A 26,512-nucleotide genomic window follows, 5' to 3' on the forward strand; every position below is an offset into this window, starting at 1 on the left:
GCACGTGCTCACTCACTGTGAATGTGGTCCATATCTGATTCCAGCAGCGCCCACAATTCGTCGAGACCCAAGCGCTTTTCCGCAGAGATCGGATAGATTTCAACCTGCGTTTGCAAGGCCTCGCGGATTTGACGAACTTGTTTTGCGACTTGCGACTTCGGAATCTTGTCCAACTTGGTTGCAACCACGGTAATGGGCACATCGAGTTCCAGTAGCCCCGCATGGACCGCGACATCGTCCCTGCTCGGCAAATGACGTATATCGACAAGTTGAAAAATCCGGACAAGCGGCTCCCGCTCAATTAAGTAGCGGTCGATCATCTTCGCAAACAATTCGCGTTCGCGCTTGCTGACCGCAGCATAACCGTATCCAGGCAAGTCGACAAACCGAAACCCATCATTGATCCGAAAGAAGTTTATTTGCCTCGTTTTACCAGGATGCGCTGACACCCTCGCCAGCGACTTACGGTTGAGCAGGCGGTTGAGCAACGTCGACTTGCCAACGTTGCTCCGCCCCAAAAACGCAAACTCCGGCAGACCATCGTCCGGCCACTGTTGCGGACGAACGGCGCTGATCTCAAATTCTGCACTGCGCACAATCACTGGTGTGCCTCGCCTCCGCCATAGCTGCCGCTCTCGCTCAGATCGGCTAGCCAAGCGTTGTGATCCAAGCCGTTTGCAGGAGCTTCAAGTGGGTTGTCGACGAGCGCGATCGCCAAAACCTCATCCATGTGCGAAACGGGTCTGAACTCCACCTGTTCTCGCACCACCGACGGTACATCCTCCAGATCCTTGACGTTCCCCTTCGGAATGACGATGGTACGAATCCCTGCCCGATGCGCAGCAAGGCTCTTCTCTTTCAGACCGCCGATGGGAAGCACACGACCGCGCAGGGTGATTTCTCCCGTCATCGCGACGTCGCGTCGCACCTTGCAGTTCGTCAGCGCGGACGCGATCGCGGTCGCCATCGTGATGCCGGCAGAAGGCCCGTCTTTGGGAATGGCCCCTTCCGGAACGTGGATATGCAAATCCACCTTCTCATGGAAATCTACCGGAATATGCAGGGCCTTGGCGCGCGATCTCACGTAGGATAGCGCCGTCTGTGCGCTTTCCTTCATCACATCGCCCAAATGACCCGTCAGGACGACTTTCCCGGAACCGGGTATCACGGAGACCTCGACCGTCAGCATATCGCCGCCCAATTCCGTCCAAGCCAGACCTGCGACGACGCCCACCTGGTCCGTTTCTTCAATCTCGCCATACTCATATCGATGCGGCCCTAAAAAGGACTGCAAAATCGCCGACGTGACCACGACCCGCTTGCTCTCGCCCGCCGCAATCATGCGCGCGACCTTGCGACAAACGGTGGCAATCGTGCGATCGAGCTGACGAACGCCGGCTTCCCTCGTGTAGTGCCGGATAAGTTCCATGAGAACGTCGTCGCCCAGTCGCATCTTATCGCCTTTGAGCGCATGACGCTCACGTTGGCGTGGCAGTAGATGGTCCCGCGCAATGTGCAATTTCTCCAACTCCGTGTAACCGGACAGCTGTATGACTTCCATTCGATCACGCAATGGAGCCGGTATTTGGTACACGTTGTTTGCCGTCGTGACAAACAGAACGTTGGACAAGTCATACGGAATTTCAATGTAGTGGTCGGAAAACGTTCCATTCTGCTCCGGATCGAGTATTTCAAGCATGGCCGCAGCGGGATCGCCGCGAAAATCGCTCGCCATTTTGTCGATCTCGTCGAGCAAAAAGACAGGGTTAACCACTTCCGCCTGGCGCATGCCTTGGATGATACGGCCTGGCATCGCGCCGATGTAGGTGCGCCGATGGCCCCGAATTTCTGCATCGTCGCGCACACCGCCAAGGGAGACGCGGACGAACGGCCGTTTGAGCGATTTCGCAATCGAACGTGCCAGCGATGTCTTACCGACACCTGGCGGACCCGCCAGACAAATGATAGGACCCGATTGCTTTTCCGTCAGGGCCTGGACGGCAATAAACTCAAGAATACGCTCTTTGACCTTCTCGAGACCAAAGTGCTCTTCGTTGAGTATTCGCTCCGCCCGCGCGATGTCCGCTTGCGTTCTGGCCTTTTCTGTCCAGGGCAAAGCCAATACCCAGTCTATGTATGTCCGAGCCACGGTCCCTTCGGCCGACGCGGTCGGTATCCGTTCGAGCCGCGAGATCTCCTTATCCACCTTGTCGTAGACGGCCGCGGGGAGCTTTTTCTTGGCAAGCTTCTCGCGCAGTTCTTCAATCTCGGCCGTCCGGCCTTCCTTATCCCCCAACTCGCGTTGGATAGCCTTCATCTGTTCGCGTAGGTAGTACTCCTTCTGCGTCTTTTCCATCTGTTTTCGCACGCGCTGATGGATCTTGCGCTCCAGCTCAAGAACTTCGCGCTCGTCGGACAAGATTTGCAACAATCGCTCCAACCGCTCGTGTATGGAAAATGACTCCAAAATGTCCTGCTTCTCCCGGACCTTAAGCGGCAGGTGCGACGCCACAGCATCGGCAAAGCGACCGGGATGATCAATATCGACCACCGACGCGTATGTCTCTTGGTCCAGTTTGCGCGACAACTTGACGTACTGTTCAAACTGCTGGGATACCGATCGCATCATCGCTTGTAATTCAGGTGTCACCTGAACCTCATCCAGTTCGTGATGAATATGGACACGAACAGAGAAGAATTCATCCTCCGTAACAAACGCAAGGATTTCTGCACGCGACAGTCCTTCGACAAGAACGCGGATCGTGCCGTTGGGCAACTTTAGCATCTGCTTGACACGAGCGAGTGTACCGACTCTGTACAAGTCGCTGGTCCTCGGCTCGTCGATTTGACCATCCTCTTGCGAAGCGAGGACGATTACGTTGTCTTCCACCATCGCTTCTTCGAGTGCGCGCACCGAACGCGGACGCCCGACATCAAAGTGCAGCACCATCGAAGGATAAACGAGCAACCCGCGGAGCGGCAACAACGGGTATACATCTCTGGACTGCCCGATGTCGGTATGATCTGTTGCCATGCCCCCACCTCCGATTTTCACGCTCTCCCCGCTGGAATGGCCTTATTGTACAGAAACGGATCGGGCAAGTCTAATTGGCAAGAGTCACTGTGCAGAAGGCAGCGGCTTGTTGATGGGGTTTGCCACAATATCGCCCAAAAACCGCTCCGTATCTTCTTCCAACGCACCAACCAAAGAGAGCTTTAGCACGTCTTCCAACCGCTCGACAGGAACCACTTGCACGTCCGCGATCTGGCGGAACGTCTCCTGCCAATTCGCCTTTGGAACCAGTACGACCTTCGCGCCCGCTTCGACCGCCGCCATGACTTTCGCAGGCACTCCGCCAACAGGGCGGACAGACCCCAGAATCGAGAGTTCCCCGGTCATAGCAATCGTATTCAGCACAGGCTGCTTGCGTACAGCCGAGTAAATCGCAACCGCCATCGCCACTCCGGCGCTGGGGCCGTCAACCGGCATTCCACCCGGAAAATTGACGTGAATGTGATAGTCCTCCACGCGTATGCCATACAGCCGATGCAGCGTCGTCAGCACATTTTCCAGGGAGGACTTCGCCATGCTCTTTCGCTTCATGCTCCGCTCGCGGCCGCCGATGGTCTCTTCTTCGACCAGCCCTGTGATGGTCAAACGACCGTCACCGTTGGCGGCCGGTGCTGCGGTGACTTCGATCTCCAACAAAATGCCCGACTGTGGACCGTACACCGCCAAACCATTGACCACACCAATTTGCGGTTTGTCGGCGATCTTCTTCTCAGGCCGCGGGCTCAGATGGCTGAACTGGACGACCCATTCAATGTCCTCAATCGAAATTTCGGCGCGACCTTCCATCATCGCCACACTCCCAGCCACTTGCACGAGGTTCACCGCGTCCCGCCCATTTGTCGCGTACTCTGTGATGGCCTCGGCGACGCCTTCGCCGAGCGGCATCCCAAGTTTGATGGCTGCTCCCGTGGCGACTTCGTGAATTTCTTCGCGCGACAGGCTGCGGAAGAACACCTCGACACAGCGAGATCGCAAAGCGGCTGGAAGCTCCTCCGGCGAGCGTGTCGTTGCCCCAATCAAGCGAAAATCGGCCGGCAACCCATTTTGGAAAATGTCGTGGACGTGAACCGGAATGTTGTTGTCCTCACTGCTATAGTACGCACTTTCCAAAAACACTTTCCGATCTTCCAACACCTTGAGCAGCTTGTTCATCTGAATCGGATGCAATTCCCCAATCTCGTCAATGAACAACACACCGCCATGCGCCTTCGTCACGGCGCCTTGTTTTGGCTGCGGAATGCCCGCAATACCCATGGCGCCCGCACCTTGGTAAATCGGATCGTGAACCGAACCTATCAGTGGGTCCGCAATTCCGCGCTCGTCAAAGCGCGCCGTTGTGGCATCCAATTCAATGAATTTGGCATCGGACTGAAACGGTGAACTTGGCATCCGTTTGGCTTCTTCCAGAATCACGCGCGCTGCAGCCGTTTTGCCAACCCCCGGCGGTCCGTAGATAATCACATGCTGAGGATTCGGCCCGCAGAGTGCTGCCCGCAATGCGCGTATACCATCCTTTTGTCCAATGATGTCGTCGATCGCGGCCGGTCTCGTCCGCTCGGCGAGCGGTTCAGAGAGCGAGATCGAACGCAAACGGCGAAGCTTCTCCAGTTCCTTTCGAGATTCCCGTTCAATTGCATGCTTATTGTGATTCTGCGTTTTCAATAGGTTCCAAAAGTAAATGCCGATCACGAGCGCAAAAAACACTTGAATGGCGGCAAGTATACTCGCTGTCATGACAATACCCTCCCATGCCTTGCTGCTCTTTGCAGTATTGCCCGGGAGAATTTGTGGTAAACGAAAAAACCGGAACCGCCGTCAAAACGGCTGGCTCCGGTTTGAAGATGTTGGCTGACGTTACGCAGTTTCCTCGGACTTGCGTTTGAACGGGATCGAACTTCCGTCCTTCTTGAGAACGATAGGCGCATCCTCACGCAAGGCGGCAGCCTTCGTGATGATGCACTTTTGAATATCGTCACGCGAAGGAAGCTCATACATCACATCGAGCATAATGGCTTCGATGATGGCACGAAGGCCTCGCGCACCCGTACCGCGACGAATTGCCTCTTTCGCGATGGTCTCAAGCGCGTCCTCATGGAACTCCAAGACCACGTTGTCCATATCAAGCAATTTTTGGAACTGCTTGACCAATGCGTTCTTGGGCTCGGTGAGAATTCGTTTGAGCGCCTCTTCGTCGAGCGCGTCGAGCGTCGTCACGACCGGCAGACGACCGATGAATTCAGGAATCAGCCCAAACTTGAGAAGGTCCTCAGGCAGAACGTGATGCATAATGGCCGTGTCTTTCGTCTCTTGCGCCAAATTGACACTGCCAAAACCGATCACCTTGCTACCCAAACGACGTTTGATAATGGGCTCGATACCATCGAACGCGCCACCGCAAATGAACAGAATGTTCGTCGTATCGATCTGAATGAATTCCTGATGAGGGTGCTTACGCCCACCCTGCGGCGGAACGCTGGCCACAGTGCCCTCAAGGATTTTCAATAGCGCCTGCTGTACACCTTCGCCCGATACGTCGCGCGTGATCGACGGATTTTCCGATTTGCGCGCAATCTTATCGATCTCGTCGATATAAATAATGCCGCGCTCCGCCTTCTCGATGTCGTAATCAGCCGCTTGAATCAGCTTCAACAGAATATTTTCGACGTCCTCACCGACATAGCCGGCTTCCGTCAGCGACGTCGCATCCGCAATGGCAAACGGCACGTTGAGAATGCGAGCCAGTGTCTGTGCCAAAAGGGTCTTACCACTGCCCGTAGGCCCAATCAACAGGATGTTGCTCTTTGCCAACTCGACATCATCATTCTTTTGCGATCCGGCATTAATGCGCTTGTAGTGGTTATATACCGCAACGGACAGCGAACGTTTCGCCTGCTCCTGCCCAATGACATACTGATCCAAAATCGTTTTGATTTCAGTGGGCTTCGGAACGTCCTTCAACTCAAAATCGTCTTCTTCACCCAGCTGCTCTTCGACGATTTCGTTGCACAATTCGATACATTCGTCGCAGATATAGACACCGGGTCCAGCGACCAACTTACGTACTTGCTCCTGCGTCTTGCCACAGAAGGAACACTTCAGTTGGCCCTTTTCCTCGTTAAACTTGAACATTCCTCGTTCCCTCCCCAACTCGAGGTTACCACACCCACCGTCCGAGGCAAAGCACCATCCGACGTACGCAGTCGCTTACGAGGCACCAAGCACGTCGTCAATCAGCCCGTACGCCTTTGCTTCAGCTGCCGACATGAAGTTGTCGCGATCCGTATCCCGCTCAATGACCTCAAGTGGCTGACCCGTCCGTTCGGCCAGAAGCCGATTCAGTTTGTCTTTCGTCTTGAGCATCCATTCAGCATGAATTTTAATATCGGACGCTTGACCCTGGACTCCTCCGAGTGGCTGGTGAATCATGATTTCAGCATTCGGCAATGCATAGCGTTTTCCCTTCTCGCCTGCAGCCAACAGGAAAGCGCCCATACTCGCCGCCATGCCAACGCACATCGTCGAAACTGCCGGACGAATATGCTGTATTGTATCATATATGGCCAGTCCCGCGGTGACAGAACCGCCGGGGCTGTTGATGTATAGTTGGATATCCTTTTCCGGATCATCAGCAGCCAAAAACAGCAGTTGGGCAACAATCGCGTTCGCAACGTTGTCGTCGATTGCCGTTCCAAGGAGCACGATGCGATCTTTCAACAGCCGCGAATAAATATCGTACGACCGCTCCCCACGGCTGGTTTGTTCAATGACGTACGGAATCAGACTCATACCCCGGCCTCCTTTTGCAATTCACGCCATGTGCGGGACAAGACAAGGCATCACACCTTGTCTTGTTGTCGGATCATCTTTCAGTTTTCTTCAGGCCGCCGCAAATCACACGACCTTACAATGATCAACCAACAGTTGAATGGTCTTGCGGGTCTTCAACTCACCTTGGAACGACGACAACCCTGGGTCTCGCATTTGCATCAACTGACGCACGCGGTCAAGTTCAAGCTGCGTATTGTCCGCAATCTTTTGCAACTCTGCCTCGATATCCTCGGGTGTAACCGTAACGTTCTCCGCATTTGCGATGGCCTCAAGCACCAAACCAATACGAACTGATTGATCTGCGGCCTCACGATACTGGTCCTTCAACTCATCCAAGGTCAACCCTGTAAATTCGAGATATGCGTCAAACGGGATCTGTTGCATTTGCAACTGCTGGGCAAAGTGACCGAGTTGATGTTCAATCTCGTGCTCTACCATGACGGTCGGAAGATCAATCGTCGCGTTGGCCGTAGCCTTCTTCACGACCTCATCCTCAATATATCGCTCATGCTGAACTTTTGCGCGTTCTTCGAGCGATTTGCGCAAGTCGGCCTTAAACTCGTCCACCGTCTGAAACTCGCTGATTTCCTGCACAAACTCATCGTTGAGTTCACGCAATACCCGACGCTTGATATCATGCAGCGCCACATGGAACTTTGCGAGTTTCCCTCGCAGCGATTTGACGTGATAATCCTCAGGGAAGGTGACCTCGATGTCGCGTTCCTCGCCCGGCTTCATGCCGATAAGTTGCTCTTCAAAGCCTTTAATCAAGGCGTTGCTGCCAATTTCCAACTGGAAATTCTCCGCCTCGCCACCTTCAAACTCTTCTCCATCGATGGTGCCCTTGAAGTCAATACTCACCGTATCGCCGTTCTCCACTGCGCCATCCTCGATCACTTCGATTTGGGCGTGGCTGCGTAGAATGTTCTGCAACTCTTCCTCAACAGTCTCATCCGTCACGTCGAACGACTTGTCCTCAACTTCAAGCCCTTTATACTCTCCCAATTGGACTTCCGGCTTGACCGTGACCGTAGCTTTAAAAATGAACGGCTTGCCTGTCTCCACCTGCACCACATCGACAGCAGGCTGATCCACTGGCTCGATCCCCGTCTCAACCACGGCCTCCTGATACGCTTGCGGCAACAGGATATCGACCGCATCTTGATACAGAGATTCTACGCCAAAACGAGCTTCAAACAGCTTGCGCGGCACCTTTCCCTTGCGGAAGCCAGGCACATTCACGCGCTTCACCACGCGTTTAAACGCTTCATCCAGCGCCTTCGCAAACCGCTCGCTGGCGACTTCGACCTCCAGCACACCCACATTCGCCTCGGTCTTTTCCCACTTAGCCGTCATCCATCATTTCCTCCTAACAGTCCTTGCAACCGTCGGACCGGCAGCTTTCAATGTCAATTCACAAGATCCAGGCGGAATCGTCCACCTTGCCAAATCACGGTTATCCAGACAACGCACAAATATCGTATTTGCGAATCGAGCACCCCTATCGGGATGCTCAAGCATTGGCCACCGTGGCGTCCCAGGAGGGATTCGAACCCCCGACCCACAGCTTAGAAGGCTGTTGCTCTATCCAGCTGAGCTACTGAGACATGGAGCGGGTGATGGGAATCGAACCCACGCTACCAGCTTGGAAGGCTGGAGTTCTACCATTGAACTACACCCGCACGCGTGACTCCACCTATGATAGTTTAGTCGATCCCGCTATCGATATCAAGATAGGCCGCGCGAGTTCCACCGCTTTCGCGCGATGGGAGTAGGCAGCTTTTTCTTCCATGGACATTTCTGCGAAGCGACGCACTTCGCCAACGGGTGCAAACAGCGGATCGTAGCCAAAACCACGAGCGCCGCGTGCAAAGTCGTACACCGTGCCAGTCACTCGCCCCTCGACAGCGCCAATGATACCGTCGACGTTCGCGATCGCAACCGCACATGTGAAGTACGCCTCTGCGCACGACAGGCCATTTTCATGGAGGCGCGCAATCAACTTTTCGTTGTTCGCCTCATCGTCGCCGTGCTTCCCGCTGTACCGTGCCGAGTAGATGCCCGGCTCACCATGGAGTTTTGGAACCACCAAGCCGGAATCGTCCGCGAGCACTACCGCATCCAGTTCCCGCGCGTAAAACAAAGCCTTTTCCCGTGCAATGTCGAGAAACGTCGTCGACGTCTCAGGCGCTTCTGGCAATTGAACCGGCAAAGGTAGCAGGTCAACCGGGACACCCGCCAGCAGCAGGCGAAATTCCTCGACCTTATGCGCATTCTTTGTTGCGATGAACAACTTCATGATAACCAAGCCTTCCTCATGGATTCGCCATATGCTGGATCGAGAGGACGATCGGCGCGTCGACGTGCTCCACCACCGTGGCTGCGACAGGTTCGGCAAACCAGTTGGCCAATGCCAGTTTCAAACTGGCTGGATCGCCCGACGTGAGGTATCGATATTCGGGCCTACCGGCGTCGACATGGAGAAGATGCAGTTGCGCAAGCAACCGAGCCACGTGGTCGGCCGTCGCATCCGCCGACGAGATAACCTGCACCGCGGCTCCCATCACGCGCCGAATGGCCGGCGCAAGGAGAGGGTAATGTGTACAACCGAGCACCAGACTGTCAATGCCACTGCCCGCCAAGGGTTTGAGCGACTGCTTGACGACGGCTTCTACGTGATCTCCCTCCAACTGCCCCCGTTCCACGAGCGGCACAAACAGCGGACAGGCCAACTCATGCACGGCGATGTCGGGTGCAATCGCACAGATGGCCTCTTGATAGGCATGGCTGGCAACGGTCACAGAAGTGCCAATCACGCCGATACGGCGATTGCGCGTCGTCTCAACTGCCGCAGCAGCTCCTGGTGCGATCACGCCGACGACAGGAATCGGTAGGCGTTCCTGCAGATGGCGCAGGGCGACTGCTGTGGCCGTATTGCACGCGACGACCAACAGCTTGACTCCGATCGCGAACAGGTAATCTGCAATCTCTTCCGAAAAACGAACGACTTCCTTGGGCGGACGGTCTCCATACGGACAGCGAGCGCGATCTCCAAAATAAATGACCGATTCATGCGGTAAGCGCTGCTGTATTGCTCGCATCACCGTTAAACCGCCAATCCCCGAATCGAACACACCTATGGGCAGCCGCGATGTTTCCAAAGTATGTGCACTCCTCACGCTGATCTCCGGTGTCGATATGCGCCAAGCGATACGGCCGATGATGAACCGTAGGCTGGGGCCTACTGATTAGCCATATTCGTTAGAAGCAATTCGAGTGCGTCTAAAATGGTCTTACGTGTCGAAACATCGACATGGATCAAAATGGTATGTAAATAGGCGCGACGGGCGCGTAACACGTCCTCAATAATCTGTGCACCCGGCGGCTTCAGTTGAACCCGTACAACACGTCGATCCACCAAGTCCCGCTGCCGGCACACGTAGCCCGCTCTTTCCAACCTATCGACCAAGTCGGTCGTCGTGCTATATGCCAGATACAACTTGGACGACAACTCGCCAATGGTCAGTTCACCCTCGTTGTTGAGCGCAATGAGGGCGTCAAACTGCGGCGATGTGATATCGTGTTCCCTTAACAGAACACGTCCCTTGCGACGGACAGCGGCTGCCACTAAGCGAAGCGACTTTTCAATTTCTTCAACATACTCGTTAAACTCCACCAAGCCTTGTCCACATCCCGTCCATGCTTGCGTCCTGTAAATAGTACCACTTGCCAATTTCGACGGTCAACGGACAAATCTCGACATGTGTGAGGCTGGCAAATAAGACGCTGAACACCCCTACACACGTAGGGGTGTTCGGATCAAATCACAAGCTCACCCAATCGAACCAATTCGACAACCGCTTGCGACCGGCCTTTGACGTTCAGCTTTTTCATCACATTGGAGATGTGGTTGCGAACCGTCTTCTCACTGACGAACAGCTGCCCGGCGATCTCTTTGGTCGTCTTATCTTGAACGAGAAGTTCAAACACCTCCCGTTCCCGATTTGTAAGCAGCGATTTTACGCGCGCGTCCTTGGCAGGTGCCATCCCCTTATCCCTCCTTGTCGAGTGATACAAGAGCGGGATACAGTCAAGGTATAGTATGACACCCGGCAAGCGAGCGTTCCGGGGAGTATCCGGGATGGGCATTGGCAATCGATCACGCCAAGCCGCAACCCTTACCTTAGCCCTTTCTGCGAGCGTCTACGGCCTTCGCCAGTCGATGTAGTCCTTGTTCCAGCAACGCGCGCGGACAAGCAATGTTCATGCGTTGGAAACCCTCGCCTTCCCTGCCGAACAGGTGGCCCTCATTCAACCCAAGGTGCGCCTCCTCGATGAGGAACTGATCGAGTTCCTTTGGACTTAACCCTAGCGCACGGAAATCGAGCCACACCAAATAGGTTCCTTCTGGTCTGAACATCCGCACCTCGGGGACGTTTTGTTGCAAAAACGACTCCATGACATCGAGATTTCCCGCCAGGTAACGAAGCAGTTCGTCCAACCAATTCTCGCCGTCGTTATAAGCCGCAATCATGGCTTCAACGCCAAACACATTGAGTTCCGCCATCGCAGCGCGAGCCGACGCAGATTGGTACTTGCGCCGCAAATCGTCGTCTTCCGCAATGATGTATGCCGTGTTCAGTCCTGCCAGGTTGAACGTTTTGCTCGGAGCCGCGCACGTAATGGAGCGAGCCGCAAAGACAGGATCAAGGGACGCAAACGGAATGTGCCGATGTGGCGCAAAGACGAGATCGGAATGAATTTCATCTGCCACAACCAGCACATCATGACGCATGCAGATCTCGCCGATCCGCTTCAGTTCCTCCTCTGTCCAGACGCGGCCTACCGGATTGTGCGGAGAGCACAAAAACATGACCTTGGCCTGGCGCGCCTTCTCCTCAAGGTCTGCAAAGTCGATTTCGTAGCGGCCGTTTCGTTCCACAAGCGGATTTTCGATCACGGTTCGATGCCAACTGGCGATCGTTCGCTTGAACGGATGATACACAGGCGGCTGTATCAACACGCCTTCCCCGGGCTCCGTGAAGGCCTGGACGATCACGGACAAGGCCGGTACCACGCCCGGCGCGGGGACGATCGAGGCTGGGTCAATGACCCATTGGTGCCGGCGCTTCATCCAAGACACAATGCTGTCTACATAGGATTTCGACTTCATTGTATAGCCATAAACGCCATGCTGAACGCGGTGCATCAACGCCTCTTGCACGGACGGGGGCGACGGAAAGTCCATATCGGCAACCCACATGGGCAGCACGTCCGTACGGCCAAATCTAGAATCCAACGAATCCCACTTCGAAGCTGCGGTATTCCACCGATCAATGACCTGATCAAAATTGTATGACACGCCAAATCCTCCGTTCACCCGCCTACATGGTGCGATCCATCTGCAACCGGCGGTTCATGCAACAACACATCTACTCTATCACAAGCCAGCACAGGATAAGAGCTTGCTGTCGGAAGGAATAAGTAGAAAAATGGAGAATTTCCTCTTGCGTATTGACGCGACATTCTCTAATTTTAATTTAAGGGGTCGGAAAACAAGGTTTTCGGGTTTACCACCTCTACGTTCCAACTTTCGAGGAGGTCGTACCATGGCAAAGGATGTTCTTGTCACGACAGAGTGGGTAGCTGCCCACAAAGATGATCCCAACGTGCTTCTGGTCGAAGTCGATGTCGACACGAGCGCATACGAGAGCGGCCACATTCAAGGCGCCATCGCGTGGAACTGGACGACCCAGTTGAATGACCAAGTTCGCCGCGACATTCTGAACCCACAACAGTGGGCGGAGTTGTTGAGCGACAGCGGGGCGACGCCAGACACCCTCATCGTCCTGTACGGTGACAACAACAACTGGTTTGCTGCATTCGCTTATTGGCAATTAAAACTCTTCGGTCACGAAAACGTCAAACTGATGGACGGAGGCCGCAAAAAGTGGGAGCTTGAGGGCCGCGAATTGGTAAAGGAAGTTCCATCTCGTGCGAAAACCCAATACCCAATTCCGAACCGCGACCTCGATACATCGATTCGCGCACGTCAAATCGACGTCCTGAATTCGCTGAACAAGGGCAATGTTGCCTTGGTCGACGTCCGCAGCCCACAGGAGTTTACGGGTGAAGTCATCGCACCTCCTGGCATGACGGAAACGGCTCAGCGCGGCGGTCACATCCCGGGCGCTGTAAACGTGCCGTGGGGCAAGGCTGTCAACGAAGACGGCACCTTTAAGTCTGAAGCTGAACTCAAGCAACTGTACGAATCAGTCGGGGTTACCCCAGATAAAGAGGTCATCGCATACTGCCGCATTGGCGAACGGTCTTCGCACACCTGGTTCGTCCTTCGCGAGTTACTTGGCTTCCAAAACGTCAAGAATTACGACGGTTCGTGGACAGAATGGGGCAGCATGGTAGGGGTGCCCATTGAACGATAAACACACTCTCTATCGCGCTGCTGCACTTTCGGCGGCGAAGCGCTTGCTCGAAGCGATGACATCCAAACAGAAACCAGATGTAGCGCAATTGTTTTTTGACGCCAACGTGTTAGATGCGTATCGCGGACGCGACGGCTTCCGCATCATTCGTACTGACACGTCTGGCAGGTTGAGCAAGCAAGGCGGCTGGAGCGTCGACTTTGGCATTAGCGGCGAAGACGACCGGTATATACATATCCCTGCGCAAGCTTGGGTGCACCGAATTCCGGTCGAGGAGCAAACACACTGGCTACAATATAGTCTGACATTGCCGCTCAGTGAAAATTTTGTCCGCGGCGTCATTCGCCCTGGCTGTATTGATGACGGTCCAATCCGAAATTGGTAGAGTACTCGGGGAAGCCTCTGGCTCAGGCCGCGGCTTCCTCGTTACGTATATCCGGCCGCACAAGGATCGCGGCAGTGATATCATACTCGCCCCAGAAAGGATCGAGTTTCTCATGCGCGAAAGCGTACCGCTTTATAAACAATTGAAGGCCGAGTTACTGTCGAAAATTCGCACCGGAGAATGGGAGCCTGGTCAACAACTGCCGTCGGAAGCGGAACTGGCCTCCTTGTTTGCGGTCAGCCGCACGACGGTTCGTCAAGCCGTCGGCGATTTGGTCAGTTCGGGGTTTGTCATTCGCCGCCAGGGGAAAGGTACGTATGTGGCAGAACAGGCATTTCATTCGACGGCCACCACTCTGTACGGTTTTGCGGAAGAACTGAGAGCGGCGGGATACGAGGTACATATCGTTCTCAATCGCTTAGAAGAACGAGAGTGTCCCGAGGACGTCGCCCACATCCTGCGCCAAAGTGCAGGCCGACGCATCCTCTACGTCGAACGAACGGCACACGTCGACGACCTCTGCTACTTTCGCGAAACGTCCTATATCGTACCACCTTTCCATATCGATCTCGCCAAGGTAATCAGTCAACGCTTAGCATACAATTACATTTACGGATTTTTTGAACAAAACGGCGTGCGCATCAATTCAGGCAATCAAACCATTTCAGCAGAACTTGCAGATGAAACGGACTGCACCGTCTTTCAGCTTGAACCGCCCGCTGCTGTCCTCGCCATCGAACGCATTACGCGCGACGAATCCGGCGCTGCCGTCGAGTATTCACAGGTGCGCTACCCTGCCTCTCGATATCGCCTTCACCTCAATCTCCTTCGCCACACGGACTGATTTGCCTATACAAAATACACGACCTTCGCTACAATGGTCGTGTTGAATGAAACTTGTTATGATGTCATAACAAGTTTGTATACAGCGAACATAGAATTGGCGGGCTGACCTACTCCCTTGGACCACCCGCACATGGCAGGTGACGTTGCGTGCAGTCATATGTCAAGCGTCATACCATCTGGCATCGGTTTCCCCTCAAGCTCATCGCCTCCAGCCCTCATGGCGTCTGGTTTGTGGTAGGTACCGTTTGCCTAGGCGCATTCATGGCGGCCCTTGATGCGAGCATCATCAGTATCGCCTTACCCAAGCTTGAGCAATCGTTTCGAACGACGATGGCTCAGATCGAATGGGTTAGCCTGATTTATCTACTCGCGCTGGCAGCGTGTATTGTAACTTTCGGAAAACTGTCCGATATCTTGGGCAGAAGGCCCATGTACACCTTCGGCTTTTGCGTGTTCTTGATTGGCTCTGCACTATGTGGTGCGGCGTGGAGCCTGTCGTCTCTGCTCGCTTTTCGTGTACTGCAAGGAATCGGAGCGGCCATGCTACAAGCCAACAGCGTTTCCATCATCACTGCCGCGACCGACACAAGCCGCCGCGGTCAAGCCATCGGCTTTCAAGCACTCGCGCAAGGGCTAGGCTTAAGCCTAGGTCCCCTATTGGGTGGAATTTTGACGCACTTGGGTTCTTGGCGCCTCATTTTCTATATGAACGTTCCCGTTGGGATTGTCGGCATCGTGTCGGCCATTCTTTGTCTGCCGCGCGATCGCGACGGTGAGAAACAGATCACCTTTGATTGGGCCGGCGCTATCACACTGGCTGTGATGCTGGTCGCAACCATGTACGTATTGAAGGAAGGTTTTCGGCCACATAGCTCCATGGTCGTAACGGCATGTATCGTACTGGGGATTGTCCTCTTCGGGGCTCTTTTTGTGGCGCTGGAAAGAAAACATCGCTCGCCGCTCATTTCACTTGCATACATCGAGCGTCGGCTCATTTGGCTCGGCAATCTGAGTTCCATTCTAGCCTTTAGCGTCATGTACGCGATCACGCTGTTGGTACCATACTGGTTCGTCCATATCGAACATCGCTCCTCCGCCACCGCGGGTCTTTTGCTTACCACGCTCCCCATCGGCATGGCACTCTGCACGCCATTTGCCGGACGGCTGGCGGACAGATGGTCACAACAACGTGTCGCCGCAGTCGGTATGGCGGCGGCAGGTGTCGGGTGTGTATTGCTCACGGTCTACGCGTATCGTACACCCATCTTTCTTTGTGGCCTGTTTTGCATCGGATGTGGCGTGGGGGCGTTCACACCTGCCAACAATGCCCGTGTCATGAATGCCACGCCGAAACACGACCTCGGCGTGGCTGGCGGAATCCTGAATATGTCACGCACACTCGGCATGGGGGTTGGTGTCACGATAGGCGGATTAAGCGTTGAATTGCTGACAGCGGCATTGGGTCGGCATGCCGTGGCAACGGCATACCGCGGCAGTTTCACAGTCGCCGCCGCCTTCGCTTTGGTGGCACTCATTCTCAGCCTTGTGCCAGCTCCGTCGTCAACAGATGCTTAAACAGCGGATCGACTCTGTCTTTAGCAACAGCTTTGGATTCGCACTCAGGTGTGCAGAAACCATGCCGCTCCACTTCACATCCGGAACAACACAAATGCTGACGATGGCAGTCGAGATATGCGCAGTTGATATAGCGATCGCACGGCGCGCCACAGTGACTGCAGCGCGAAATCACGCGATCCTCGTCAGTTTGATTAATCCGAACAGCTATCCGGTTATCAAACACATAGCACTTTCCATCGAACAGATGACCCTTGACTTCTGGGTCTTTGGCATATGTGACAATGCCGCCATCAAGTTGGTACACCTCATCAATGCCTTCCCGAAGGAGATAGCCCGACAGCTTTTCACAGCGAATGCCGCCCGTGCAGTAGGTCAGGACCTTCTTGCCCTTCCATTCGTCCTTGTGCTCTGCAATCCATTCGGGAAATTCGCGAAATGTACGAATGTCTGGGCGAATGGCATTGCGAAAATGCCCGATGTCATACTCGTAGTCGTTTCGCCCGTCGATCACGACCACATCTTCCTGTTGCAACATATCATGCCATTCTTTCGGCGAGAGCCGCTTCCCCGTCAATTCCCAGGGATGAATCTGATCTTCGACGCCAAAGTGAACGATCTCGCTCTTGTGTCGAACAGACAACCTCGGAAACGCGTGGCCTGGGGCTTCATCGACCTTAAATACCATGTCGGCAAAGCGCTCGTCACGGTGCATGAACTGCCGATAAGCCTGTGTTGCCCGCTTCGGCCCCGACAGCGTACCATTGATACCTTCGTGGGCGACGATCACGCGTCCACGCAGGCCCAACATTTCACACAAGTGCAATTGGTCTGCAACCAAAGCCTCTGGATCGTCGATCGGGATGAACTTGTAGAACAGCAAAATCTCGTATGACATGCAAATCCCTCCTCCACGTCATATACACGGCAAAAGCCGAGGCCCACCTCGGAACCCCGGCCAATCTTTTGAAAAACAGATCACTCGGTTTATTGCGCAGAAGATGAAGCACTTGGAGACGCACCACTGCCGAGCGATTGGTCAACTTCATTTGGGCTCATGATCAACCAGCGGCCATTGATCTTTTTCAGATACAAGACGCCACCTTGTTCACTGGAGAACTGAACTTGTGCAATGTCACCTTGCTGACCTGTGAGTGCATACGATGTCTCCGCCGGATCGAGCGAAACGTACAAATTGTACAACGAAGCGTGCCAGCCGGGCGTGTTTTGGAATGTTGGCGTCATCAGATTGCGAGCCTGTGTAAACTCCTTCAACTCGACAAAACCGATAAACCGACGCACAGTATTGACCGGCGTATTACTCGTCTGGTTATCGATGGTCGGACGCAGCAAGAAGTAGCTCCCAAAACCGAGGATCAACAGCGCCACAACCAAAGTGATAAATCCCCGTGTCTTCGCCTGTTGCCGACGCCTTTGCGCCTGAGTATTCATCGGCGAACCCCCCGCTTGAAAATCAAGGCACTGCCCTGGCCACCGACAGCAAGCCGAGGCCAGGGCAATGCTTCACATCATTTACGCAGCCAGGCGCCAAGTGCATGATACGTAACCTGTCGGTTCATGGCCGCGATCGACGTCGTGAGTGGAATACCTTTCGGACACACTTGCACACAGTTCTGGGCATTGCCACATTCGTGAATGCCGCCTTCGCCCATCAGCGCTTCGAGTCGGTCTTCTTTGTGCATCGCCCCAGTCGGGTGCATGTTGAAAAGACGCGCTTGAGAAATGGCAAACGGCCCGATGAAGGAATTTTTGTCATTCACATTGGGACACGCCTCAACACAAGCACCGCACGTGAAGCAGCGGGACAGTTCGTACGCAATCTGCTGATCCCGTTCGGACATCCGCGGTCCGGCGCCGAGATCGTACGTGCCATCGATAGGAACCCATGCTTTTATCTTCTTCAATGCATCGAACATGCGGCTTCGATCAACCACAAGATCGCGAACGACGGGAAATGTGCGCATCGGGCGGATGCGGATGGGCTGTTCGAGTTTGTCGACGAGCGCCGAACACGCTTGCCGTGGCCTGTTGTTGATGACCATGGTACACGCGCCGCAGATCTCCTCGAGACAGTTCATTTCCCAGGTGACAGGTGCCACGGGATCGCCTTGTTTATTGCGAGGATTGCGCTGAATCTCCATGAGACAGGCGATGACGTTCATACCGGGACGATATGGGACGACAAATTCTTGGGTGTACGGCTCGGATTCCGGGCTGTCCTGACGTTCAATGATCAAATGCACCGTGCGCGTGGTTTCCATCGTTTCGGCTGCCGTGCTCATTCTTTGGTCGCCTCCTTGCTGACCGCATAATTGCGTAAGCGTGGCTTAATCAGGGAGACATCGACGGCTTCATACGAAAGCTTTGGTCCATCGGGTGTAAATTCCGCAATGGTGGTCTTCAAGAAATTCTCGTCATCGCGATCCGGAAATTCCGGTTTGTAATGTGCACCCCGGCTTTCGTTTCGGTTGAGAGCACCCAGGGTAATCGCCCGCGCCATAATCAGCATGTTCTTCAGATGACGTGTAAACTGAGCCACTTGGTTCTCCCAGCGCGATCGGTCGGACATGTTGATCCGCTTGAACCGTTCCTGCAGTTCTTGAATCTTTTCATCAGTCTTTTGCAGACGCTCATTGACACGCACGACCGTCACGTTGTCATTCATCCACTTGCCCAGTTCGCGGTGAATCTGATATGGATTTTCGTCACCTTCCATACGCAGGATCCCCTCGAACTCGTCCTCATATTTCTTGCGATACGACTCAAACAACGACTCCGGCAAGCTATCTGTAGCCTTGCGAAGATTCTTCGCATAGCGAACAGCGTTCGGCCCGGCAATCATGCCGCCGTAGATGCACGACAACAAGGAGTTCGCACCCAAACGGTTGGCTCCGTGGTACTGAAAGTCCGCTTCGCCCGCCGCGAACAATCCTGGAATGTTTGTCATCTGATCGATGTCGACCCAAAGCCCACCCATCGAGTAATGTACCGCCGGGAAGATGCGCATGGGAACTTTGCGCGGATCGTCCCCTACGAACTTCTCGTAGATATCCAAAATGTTACCCAATTTCACGTTCAAGACGTCGGCAGGGATGTGCGACAAATCGAGATAGACCTGATTCTGCCCATCTACGCCAAGCCCCATCTCGACGCAGACTTTATGGATGGCTCGCGTTGCAATGTCACGAGGCACGAGATTACCGTATTCAGGGTACATCTCCTCGAGGAAATACCATGGTTTTCCGTCTTTATATGTCCAGATGCGGCCGCCCTCACCACGAGCCGATTCCGACATCAAACGGAGTTTGTCGTCTCCCGGAATGGCCGTCGGGTGAACCTGAATCATTTCCGGATTCGCGTACTTCACGCCCTGTTGATACAGTTCCGATGCCGCCGACCCGGTGTTGATCATAGAATTCGTGCTCTTGCCAAAGATGAGCCCATTACCACCGGTGCACATGACAACTGCATCGGCTTTGAAATAATGAATTTCCATGGAACGCAGATCTTGGGCACATATGCCGCGGCAAACTTGTTCGTCATCCAGTACGGCCCCGAGGAAATCCCATCCCTCGTATTTTTCGACCAAGCCAGCCACTTCGTAACGACGAACCTGCTCGTCCAGCGCGTACAGCAACTGTTGACCTGTCGAGGCGCCGGCAAACGCTGTGCGGTGGTGTTTGGTACCGCCAAAGCGGCGGAAGTCGAGCAATCCTTCCGGCGTGCGATTGAACATAACGCCCATGCGATCCATCAGGTGAATGATGGCTGGGGCCGCCTCGCACATGCCTAAGACCTGTTGTTGGTTGGCCAAAAAGTCGCCACCATAAATCGTGTCGTCAAAGTGTTCCCACGGCGAATCGCCTTCACCCTTGGTATTCACCGCGCCGTTGATACCGCCTTGTGCACACACTGAGTGCGAGCGCTTGACAGGCACCAGGGAGAACAGTTTAACCGGTACGCCGGCCTCGGCGATCTTGATGGTTGTCATCAACCCGGCCAAACCGCCGCCGACGACAATGATTGTCTGATTAGCCACGCAGAATCCCTCCCATGCTCCGTGGTTCCTGCTCGTTTCAAATCCTTACAAGCTCATGCGGAATGCGTGAACGCAATGATGGACGCCACGCCCATGCCCGCGAGCACGACAAACACAATCAACGTGACCCATGCGGTGATCCGCTGTGCCCGAGCGCCCACGGTAATGCCCCAGTGGATGCAGAACGACCAGAGACCGTTGGCAAAGTGGAACGTCGCGGCGACCACGCCAATGATCATGAACCAGAAGTAGGCCGGGTTGCTAACGAGATTGTGCACCATGTCAAAGTTTGGTGCATTCCCGGAAAACCGCGTCGTCCAAAGGTGGAAAATGATAAACACGAACGTAATGACGCCCGTCACCCGCTGAAACACGAACAGGATATTGCGGCCAAATGAAAACCGATTCGCATTGTACCCCGACACAAATGCGACGTACAGGCCGAATACCCCATGATAGGTGATTGGCAGGAAGATGAAGAAAAACTCGATGAAATGCAGTAGCGGCAGCGTCTGAATCGCGTCGACTGCGTCATTAAACGCCGCCGGACCGCGCAGTGCTGTCGCGTTTGTGAACAGGTGCTCCAACAGGAAAAGCCCAACCGGAATCACGCCGGACAACGTATGCAAACGCCGCCACAGAAATTCCCGATTTTTGTGCGCTGCTTGGGCCACCGCCACAAAGGTTCCTCCCTTCGACTCCTAGCCAGTTCTTATGTACCGGCAGCCTGATGCGGCTGCCCCTCCGGATAGGGTATAGAATTCAGATTCGCCGAGCCGATGTGATTCCAGGGAACGCATTCGGTTCTCGAACCTGCTTTGCACTTTTTAAATTGTAATGATTGGCCATCGCAGAATCAAGAAAGCGGTGCCTTAGAAGAAGAAGCTTGTCGAATGTTCTTCTGACTTCGCTCATCCAGTACCGCGCGCAACCGCATGACGATCTCGCCAGCCAATTTGTCACCAATACCCAGTCCCCGAAAATCGTCCAAATCCGCCTCGGCCATGGCTTTGAGGCTCCCAAATTTGCGCAGCAGCGCCTTTTTTCGCTCCGGACCGACGCCTGGAATGTCGTCGAGAACGGATGCAAATCCTGTCTTTCTGCGTTGCTGTCTGTGAAACTCGATGGCGAACCGATGCACCTCGTCCTGAATGCGCTCCAACAAATAAAACGCCTGACTGTGGCGATCCAATGCGACGGGACTCTCTTCATCCATAAAGAAAAGCTGGCTGGTGCGATGTCTGTCGTCTTTCGCCAAGCCACAAACTGGTACATCCAGGCCCAATTCCCCTTCGATGACAGACAGAGCGGCCGCCAGTTGCCCACGCCCACCGTCGATTACGATGAGATCCGGCAAAGGCTTGGCTTCACGCTGCAGCCGCGTGTACCGCCTGCGAATCACTTCCCGCATGGACTCGTAGTCATCGGGTCCGGAAACGGTCTTGATCTTGTACTTACGATACTCTGACTTCGCCGGCTTGCCGTCGATAAACACGACCATGGCCGCGACCGCGTCCGCACCTTGGATATTTGAGTTATCAAACGCCTCAATCCTGCGCGGCGTCGCGATCGCCAACCCGTTGCCCAACTCGATCACAGCCCCCAAGGTGCGATCCATATTCTTCTCCATCAACTGAATCTTATCTGAGAGTGCTTGGCGGGCGTTTTCACAAGCGAGATCGACAAGATCTCGTTTCGGTCCACGCTTGGGTTGAACGACTTTGGCATCGAGCACCATCTCCAGCGCTTCTGATGGTACACCGTCCGGCAGCAACACTTCCTGAGGCAAATCGGCCCGTTCATGATAGAATTGTTCGACATACGACATGAAGTCGGTCAATGGTTCGTCATAGTGCGGCATGATCGCGACGGAGCGTTCGATGACCTTGCCGCTGCGAACATAAAACACCTGAATGCTCAACAGACCTTTATCTTCCGCATAGCCGAACACATCGCGATCGACGCGATCCGTCGTCGTCATCTTTTGTTCTTCCATGACCTGTTCGATGTGCCGGATCAGATCGCGCAGTTCGGAGGCGCGTTCAAATTGCAACGCTTCCGCCGCAGCCTCCATTTTCGCGATCAAATCCCGCACAACGTCTCGATGACCACCATTCAAAAAATGCGTAATTTGTTTGGTCATCTCCTGGTACTGCGCAGCGTCGACCGGATATTCGCACGGTGCAAGACATTGCTGAATGTGATAGTACAAACACACCTGCTTCTTCAGTGTTTTACATTTGCGCAACGGATAGAGGCGATCCAACAACCTCTTCGTCGCTTGCGCGGATGTGGCGCTCGGGTAAGGGCCAAAATACTTGGCTCCATCGCGCTTGACGCGCCGTACGATTTGCAGCCTGGGATGCGGTTCGTTGGTCAACTTGATGTACGGATACGTCTTGTCGTCCCGCAGCATGATGTTGTATGGCGGGGTATGCTGTTTAATCAAGTTGCACTCGAGGACCAAGGCCTCTGCAACCGTATCTGTGACGATGTACTCAAAATCACAGATGTTCGACACCAGAGCCTGTGTCTTGCGATCATGCGACCCCGTGAAGTATGAGCGAACGCGATTGCGCAGCACCTTCGCCTTCCCGACATACAGGATTTCGCCTTTACCGCCCTTCATCAGGTACACTCCTGGGCGCTGTGGCAGCAATTCCAGTTTATCGCGGATCATTTGGTTCATGCCATCACCCCTCTCACTTGATTGCCGCAACGACCAGCTCAGGATTCGTCCTGCCTGGTTGCACCCATAATAGGTAAGACCCGCTTGTAGCAAATTGTTGCAAAGGCGTGTGCAGCTGCATAGGTTGTGCGGTGCCCGCTGTCTTGACCAACGGTGCCATCGTCAACTGCAGGCCACCGCTGGCATTCGGGGTCGTCTCGAGCCACCACAAAGAACCGGAGACACCCTGCGCCACATAGTGCGGTTGCCCGTCGATCGGCGGTCCCTGATAGCGCGTTACGCGCCCCTGGCGGTCGATACCGTACCACGTCGAACCGCTGGTTCCCGCAGCACGTTCAGGCTTACCGACGATGCCCTGAAAGACAAGCCCATCGCTCACGACACTGGGCCCCTGCATGAAACCAAATGCCGCCGGGATCTGCCGTACCTCTGTCCACGCTTGCGTCGAAGTTCGGCCCACCAGCGTGTATTCACCGATTGGCGTGCCAATCCACGCACCATCCTGATAGACGCCCGATTGTACGGCAATCTGCCCGTGTCCCACGGCGACGACAGCCGACGTCGACGGCTGTTGCGGGATCGATTTCACCAGTGCCGCGTGACCGTTCGCCAGCGAAAGCGCGTAGATCTGCTCGTCGCTCACGCCGCCAGGCGCGCGCCAGTTCGCCAGCACCACGAGCCAACCCGGAATCGCCGCAAGCGACCAGGTACTCAACTGCCATGCCGTTTCGTCGATTCCCGAGACCACTGGCGTCACAAAAGCTAAGGCATAACGGCGCCTTGCCGTCGCAAGCGAGCCCGGCGCCTTCAAGGGATAACTGCGTACGTTCATGACATCAGCCTGATTTCCATACTGTTGCATGCTGGCGAGGAACAGTGAACCGGATTCCACAGCCGCGTGCGTTAAGTCAACCTGGCCACCTTGCGGCAACGTGTACAATCCTGCCAGTTTGAGCGGGAGTGAACCAAACTTGATACCTGAAACCTCCCTTTCGTTCTGAACGGGCGTTGCCAGTTTCGCGCCGTACACCGACTGCCATTCTCCCAATCCACCGTACACGGCAAGCCCTAAGCCGACGCACGCCAATCCCGCGGCTCCGATCCGCACAAAACCAGGACCCCGATGGTGCCGCAGCGCTTCATCAAACGCGATATTCGCACGCATGACTTGCACAGCACGAACGAGCAGCGGCCGCGGAACGCCAACGGCAGCTTCCGCCACCTCAGGCAACGCGGCCGTTTCGCCCGACTCAGGCCAGTCGTCGAGATCGTGTGAATCGTCCAGCGCCTCACCGACGTCCACATGTGGCACCGCCGCCGTTTCCACTTCTTGCAAACAGCGTTCGATCACGCTGTCAGGCAACGTTTTGGCTTCCGTACGGCGAAGCGTGCGGATGGCCACGACAAAAACCTGCAAAAATGCGTCCTCCGCCTTGACGCGATCATTGTATCGGTTCCAAACCGTTTCCCAAACCCTCGCGGCAAAGCGCTCGAGCAAGCGCTCGACCAACTGCCTGCGTTCACTGCCACTTAACTGCCTTTGCACGCCGCAGCTCCTTCTTCCCGTTCCGTTGTTCCTCCTCCATGATACCGAACCCTTGCCGGAAAGGACAGGACCAGCAATCTCCAAAAAGATGTGCCACCAGCATCCACAATAAGCGCAAAAACGCGATCCCCTAACGGGGACCGCGTCATCTATGGTGGGTCATGAAGGACTCGAACCTTCAACCTGCCGATTAAGAGTCGGATGCTCTACCAATTGAGCTAATGACCCTCGACCTAATGACCCTAAGGGGATTCGAACCCCTATTACCGCCGTGAGAGGGCGGCGTCCTGAACCATTAGACGATAGGGCCATGGCTGCCGAACTAGGACTCGAACCTAGACTAACTGATCCAGAGTCAGTCGTGCTACCATTACACCATTCGGCAACAGAGCGAGCGTCAACGGTATTAACTATACTCACTGACGCCCATTCTGTCAATCGTTCCACAAAAATTTTTTGATACGGCGGCTCATGTTCCGCGTGCTCCTATGAGGCGCACATGGCGGCACTCACACCAGCGTGTTACTGGGCAGCTATCGTTCCCGCATCGATTCGGTTTGCCGCAGTCGCAAGCCGCTCACAAGTTTCCTCGCGCCCAAGCATCGCGATCACGTCAAATAGTCCCGGCCCCACGGTGACACCAGTCAACGCCAGGCGGACAGGGTGAATCAACTGCCCCGCTTTCAACCCCAGTTCATCGATGAGGGCCCGAAACGACGATTCAATCACTGGAGCGGTAAATGGAGCAACGCCTGCAAGCCGCTGGGCGACCGCCCGTAGCCTTTCTGGGGTGGCTTTATCGCTGAACTGTTTACGCACACCTTTTTCGTCATATGTCGTCACCGGCTCAAAATACGGGCGCATGCCCTCGATGAGGTCCGCGGTGCCGCGACTGCGCGTCTGCACAAACTCCACCACGGTTCGAAGCCAAGCCAACACATGCCGATCCACTTCGTCAGGTGCGACATAGCCCAGATGAACAATCTGCTTCCAGATCTGATCGATCACCACGTCTGGCGATTGTGCGCGGAAATAGTGCGCGTTTAGCCATTCGAGCTTTTTCACATCGTAGACAGCCGCGTGTTTCGCGACGCGATCAAGGCTAAACAATTCAATAGCCGTCTCTCTGTCGACGATTTCGCGGTCGTCGCCGGGCGAAAAACCGAGCAACAACAGATAGTTGACCAGAGCCTCCGGCAAGATTCCCATATCGCGATACTCGGAAACGCTCGTCGCGCCGTGGCGCTTGCTCAATTTACTGCGATCCGGCGCCAGAATCATCGGCACATGCGCAAACACCGGCGGCTCGGCCGCAAACGCTTCAAACAAGGCGACGTGCCGCGGCGTGTTGGACAGATGTTCTTCAGCCCGAATCACGTGCGTAATTTGCATGGCGAGATCGTCGACACAGGACGCGAAGTGGTACGTCGGCGAGTCGTCCGCTTTCCAGACAATAAAGTCGTCGATCTCGCTATTCTGGAAGACGACGTCGCCGCGGATGAGATCGTGCACCACCGTCTCACCCCCACCGTCGGTTCGCAGACGATACACGTGCGGATCGCCCACAGAGAGCCGTCGTGCCCGTTCTTCGGGCGACAAATTCCGGCACCGTCCACTGTATCGCGGCGGCCTCCCCTCGCGCGCGGCCTCATCGCGATCCGCCTGCAGCTGTTCAGCACTGCAGAAACACGGGTACACTTTGTCTTCGGCGATCAACTTCTGTAAATGGCTGCGATATATCTCGGTGCGCTCCGATTGGCGATACGGGGCGTACGGACCGCCACAGTCGGGGCCCTCATCCCAGTCAATGCCGAGCCACTGGAAACTGTCCAGAATCTGCCGATAGGATTCTTCCGTCGAACGCGCCCGGTCCGTATCATCGATACGAAGGACAAAAACACCCTGATTCTTCCGGGCAAACAACCAGTTAAAATACGCCGTGCGGGCACCGCCAATGTGCAACGCACCCGTGGGACTCGGCGCAAAGCGAACCCGAACCTGCTTGTCCATAGTTACCTCCTAGCGGATATACAACCCATCAAAGCGCACAATACGGCTGAGGTGACT

23 protein-coding genes and 5 tRNA genes are annotated in these 26,512 nt (G+C 54.9%); 4 read left to right on the forward strand and 24 right to left on the reverse strand.

Annotated features, from left to right (window positions below; translation table 11 throughout):
- Nucleotides 1-8: 8 nt before the first annotated feature.
- The 13 genes from yihA to C7445_RS06325 all read right to left on the reverse strand — a co-directional run bounded on the left by yihA (nucleotide 9) and on the right by C7445_RS06325 (nucleotide 12,263).
- Complete coding sequence (gene yihA / locus C7445_RS06265; protein WP_134159241.1) at nucleotides 9-602, reverse strand: ribosome biogenesis GTP-binding protein YihA/YsxC; 594 nt, start codon at nucleotides 600-602, stop codon at nucleotides 9-11.
- Nucleotides 599-3,034, reverse strand: coding sequence for an endopeptidase La (gene lon / locus C7445_RS06270; protein WP_134159242.1), 2,436 nt, complete (start codon nucleotides 3,032-3,034; stop codon nucleotides 599-601). Before lon ends, yihA begins: the two co-directional genes overlap by 4 nt.
- A gap of 84 nt (nucleotides 3,035-3,118) precedes the next feature.
- Nucleotides 3,119-4,807, reverse strand: a complete 1,689-nt coding sequence (gene lonB / locus C7445_RS06275; protein ID WP_134159243.1) for an ATP-dependent protease LonB — start codon at nucleotides 4,805-4,807, stop codon at nucleotides 3,119-3,121.
- A 120-nt stretch (nucleotides 4,808-4,927) separates the two neighbouring features.
- Complete coding sequence (clpX, locus tag C7445_RS06280) at nucleotides 4,928-6,202, reverse strand: ATP-dependent protease ATP-binding subunit ClpX (RefSeq protein ID WP_134159244.1); 1,275 nt, start codon at nucleotides 6,200-6,202, stop codon at nucleotides 4,928-4,930.
- A 75-nt stretch (nucleotides 6,203-6,277) separates the two neighbouring features.
- Complete coding sequence (clpP, locus tag C7445_RS06285; RefSeq protein ID WP_134159245.1) at nucleotides 6,278-6,859, reverse strand: ATP-dependent Clp endopeptidase proteolytic subunit ClpP; 582 nt, start codon at nucleotides 6,857-6,859, stop codon at nucleotides 6,278-6,280.
- 105 nt (nucleotides 6,860-6,964) lie between these two features.
- A complete protein-coding gene (tig, locus tag C7445_RS06290; protein ID WP_134159246.1) occupies nucleotides 6,965-8,257 on the reverse strand; it encodes a trigger factor in 1,293 nt (430 codons plus the stop codon).
- Nucleotides 8,258-8,431: 174 nt separating this feature from the next.
- A tRNA-Arg gene (locus C7445_RS06295) sits at nucleotides 8,432-8,508 on the reverse strand.
- Nucleotide 8,509: 1 nt separating this feature from the next.
- Nucleotides 8,510-8,583 (reverse strand) — tRNA-Gly (locus C7445_RS06300).
- 14 nt (nucleotides 8,584-8,597) lie between these two features.
- Entirely contained in the window at nucleotides 8,598-9,200 is a 603-nt protein-coding gene (locus C7445_RS06305; RefSeq protein ID WP_243835006.1) for a non-canonical purine NTP pyrophosphatase, read from the reverse strand.
- Nucleotides 9,201-9,216: 16 nt separating this feature from the next.
- Entirely contained in the window at nucleotides 9,217-10,062 is an 846-nt protein-coding gene (gene murI / locus C7445_RS06310) for a glutamate racemase (protein WP_166669030.1), read from the reverse strand.
- Nucleotides 10,063-10,142: 80 nt separating this feature from the next.
- Nucleotides 10,143-10,577 carry a MarR family winged helix-turn-helix transcriptional regulator gene (locus C7445_RS06315; protein ID WP_243835007.1) on the reverse strand — a complete coding sequence of 145 codons (435 nt, stop codon included), beginning with the start codon at nucleotides 10,575-10,577 and terminating at the stop codon, nucleotides 10,143-10,145.
- Between the two features lie 143 nt (nucleotides 10,578-10,720).
- Entirely contained in the window at nucleotides 10,721-10,948 is a 228-nt protein-coding gene (locus C7445_RS06320; RefSeq protein ID WP_006446718.1) for a helix-turn-helix domain-containing protein, read from the reverse strand.
- 136 nt (nucleotides 10,949-11,084) lie between these two features.
- Nucleotides 11,085-12,263 (reverse strand): MalY/PatB family protein, encoded by a 1,179-nt coding sequence (locus tag C7445_RS06325; RefSeq protein ID WP_166669031.1) that lies wholly within the window; start codon nucleotides 12,261-12,263, stop codon nucleotides 11,085-11,087.
- Between the two features lie 247 nt (nucleotides 12,264-12,510).
- Between C7445_RS06325 and C7445_RS06330 the strand changes: the two genes are divergently transcribed.
- From C7445_RS06330 to C7445_RS06345, 4 genes are all read left to right on the forward strand, one after another.
- Complete coding sequence (locus C7445_RS06330; protein ID WP_134159250.1) at nucleotides 12,511-13,344, forward strand: sulfurtransferase; 834 nt, start codon at nucleotides 12,511-12,513, stop codon at nucleotides 13,342-13,344.
- A complete protein-coding gene (locus tag C7445_RS06335) occupies nucleotides 13,334-13,729 on the forward strand; it encodes a hypothetical protein (RefSeq protein WP_134159251.1) in 396 nt (131 codons plus the stop codon). The genes C7445_RS06330 and C7445_RS06335 overlap by 11 nt, the downstream gene beginning before the upstream one ends.
- A 112-nt stretch (nucleotides 13,730-13,841) precedes the next feature.
- Entirely contained in the window at nucleotides 13,842-14,573 is a 732-nt protein-coding gene (locus C7445_RS06340) for a GntR family transcriptional regulator (protein WP_134159252.1), read from the forward strand.
- Between the two features lie 149 nt (nucleotides 14,574-14,722).
- The gene (locus tag C7445_RS06345) at nucleotides 14,723-16,150 is read left to right on the forward strand and encodes an MFS transporter (RefSeq protein WP_134159253.1); all 1,428 of its coding nucleotides are present in this window, start codon (nucleotides 14,723-14,725) and stop codon (nucleotides 16,148-16,150) included.
- On the opposite strand, the gene trhO is transcribed toward C7445_RS06345, so the two are convergent.
- The 11 genes from trhO to gltX all read right to left on the reverse strand — a co-directional run bounded on the left by trhO (nucleotide 16,113) and on the right by gltX (nucleotide 26,455).
- Nucleotides 16,113-17,048: an oxygen-dependent tRNA uridine(34) hydroxylase TrhO gene (gene trhO / locus C7445_RS06350; protein WP_134159254.1), complete on the reverse strand. Its 936-nt coding sequence runs from the start codon at nucleotides 17,046-17,048 to the stop codon at nucleotides 16,113-16,115. The genes C7445_RS06345 and trhO overlap by 38 nt on opposite strands.
- A gap of 89 nt (nucleotides 17,049-17,137) precedes the next feature.
- Nucleotides 17,138-17,602, reverse strand: coding sequence for a hypothetical protein (locus tag C7445_RS06355; RefSeq protein WP_134159255.1), 465 nt, complete (start codon nucleotides 17,600-17,602; stop codon nucleotides 17,138-17,140).
- Nucleotides 17,603-17,679: 77 nt separating this feature from the next.
- Nucleotides 17,680-18,453, reverse strand: coding sequence for a succinate dehydrogenase iron-sulfur subunit (gene sdhB / locus C7445_RS06360; RefSeq protein ID WP_134159256.1), 774 nt, complete (start codon nucleotides 18,451-18,453; stop codon nucleotides 17,680-17,682).
- Nucleotides 18,450-20,210 carry a succinate dehydrogenase flavoprotein subunit gene (gene sdhA, locus C7445_RS06365; RefSeq protein ID WP_134159257.1) on the reverse strand — a complete coding sequence of 587 codons (1,761 nt, stop codon included), beginning with the start codon at nucleotides 20,208-20,210 and terminating at the stop codon, nucleotides 18,450-18,452. The genes sdhB and sdhA overlap by 4 nt, the downstream gene beginning before the upstream one ends.
- A gap of 53 nt (nucleotides 20,211-20,263) precedes the next feature.
- Nucleotides 20,264-20,890 (reverse strand): succinate dehydrogenase cytochrome b558 subunit, encoded by a 627-nt coding sequence (locus tag C7445_RS06370; protein ID WP_134159258.1) that lies wholly within the window; start codon nucleotides 20,888-20,890, stop codon nucleotides 20,264-20,266.
- A 176-nt stretch (nucleotides 20,891-21,066) separates the two neighbouring features.
- Nucleotides 21,067-22,899 carry an excinuclease ABC subunit UvrC gene (gene uvrC, locus C7445_RS06375; RefSeq protein ID WP_134159259.1) on the reverse strand — a complete coding sequence of 611 codons (1,833 nt, stop codon included), beginning with the start codon at nucleotides 22,897-22,899 and terminating at the stop codon, nucleotides 21,067-21,069.
- 13 nt (nucleotides 22,900-22,912) lie between these two features.
- Nucleotides 22,913-24,445, reverse strand: coding sequence for a hypothetical protein (locus tag C7445_RS06380; RefSeq protein ID WP_134159260.1), 1,533 nt, complete (start codon nucleotides 24,443-24,445; stop codon nucleotides 22,913-22,915).
- Nucleotides 24,446-24,597: 152 nt separating this feature from the next.
- Nucleotides 24,598-24,673 (reverse strand) — tRNA-Lys (locus C7445_RS06385).
- A gap of 9 nt (nucleotides 24,674-24,682) precedes the next feature.
- Nucleotides 24,683-24,755: transfer RNA gene (locus C7445_RS06390), tRNA-Glu, on the reverse strand.
- Nucleotide 24,756: 1 nt separating this feature from the next.
- Nucleotides 24,757-24,830 (reverse strand) — tRNA-Gln (locus tag C7445_RS06395).
- A 137-nt stretch (nucleotides 24,831-24,967) separates the two neighbouring features.
- Entirely contained in the window at nucleotides 24,968-26,455 is a 1,488-nt protein-coding gene (gene gltX, locus C7445_RS06400) for a glutamate--tRNA ligase (protein WP_134159261.1), read from the reverse strand.
- Nucleotides 26,456-26,512 lie beyond the last annotated feature (57 nt).

The organism is Alicyclobacillus sacchari (assembly GCF_004366795.1).
GTDB classification, from domain to species: Bacteria; Bacillota; Bacilli; order Alicyclobacillales; family Alicyclobacillaceae; genus Alicyclobacillus; species Alicyclobacillus sacchari.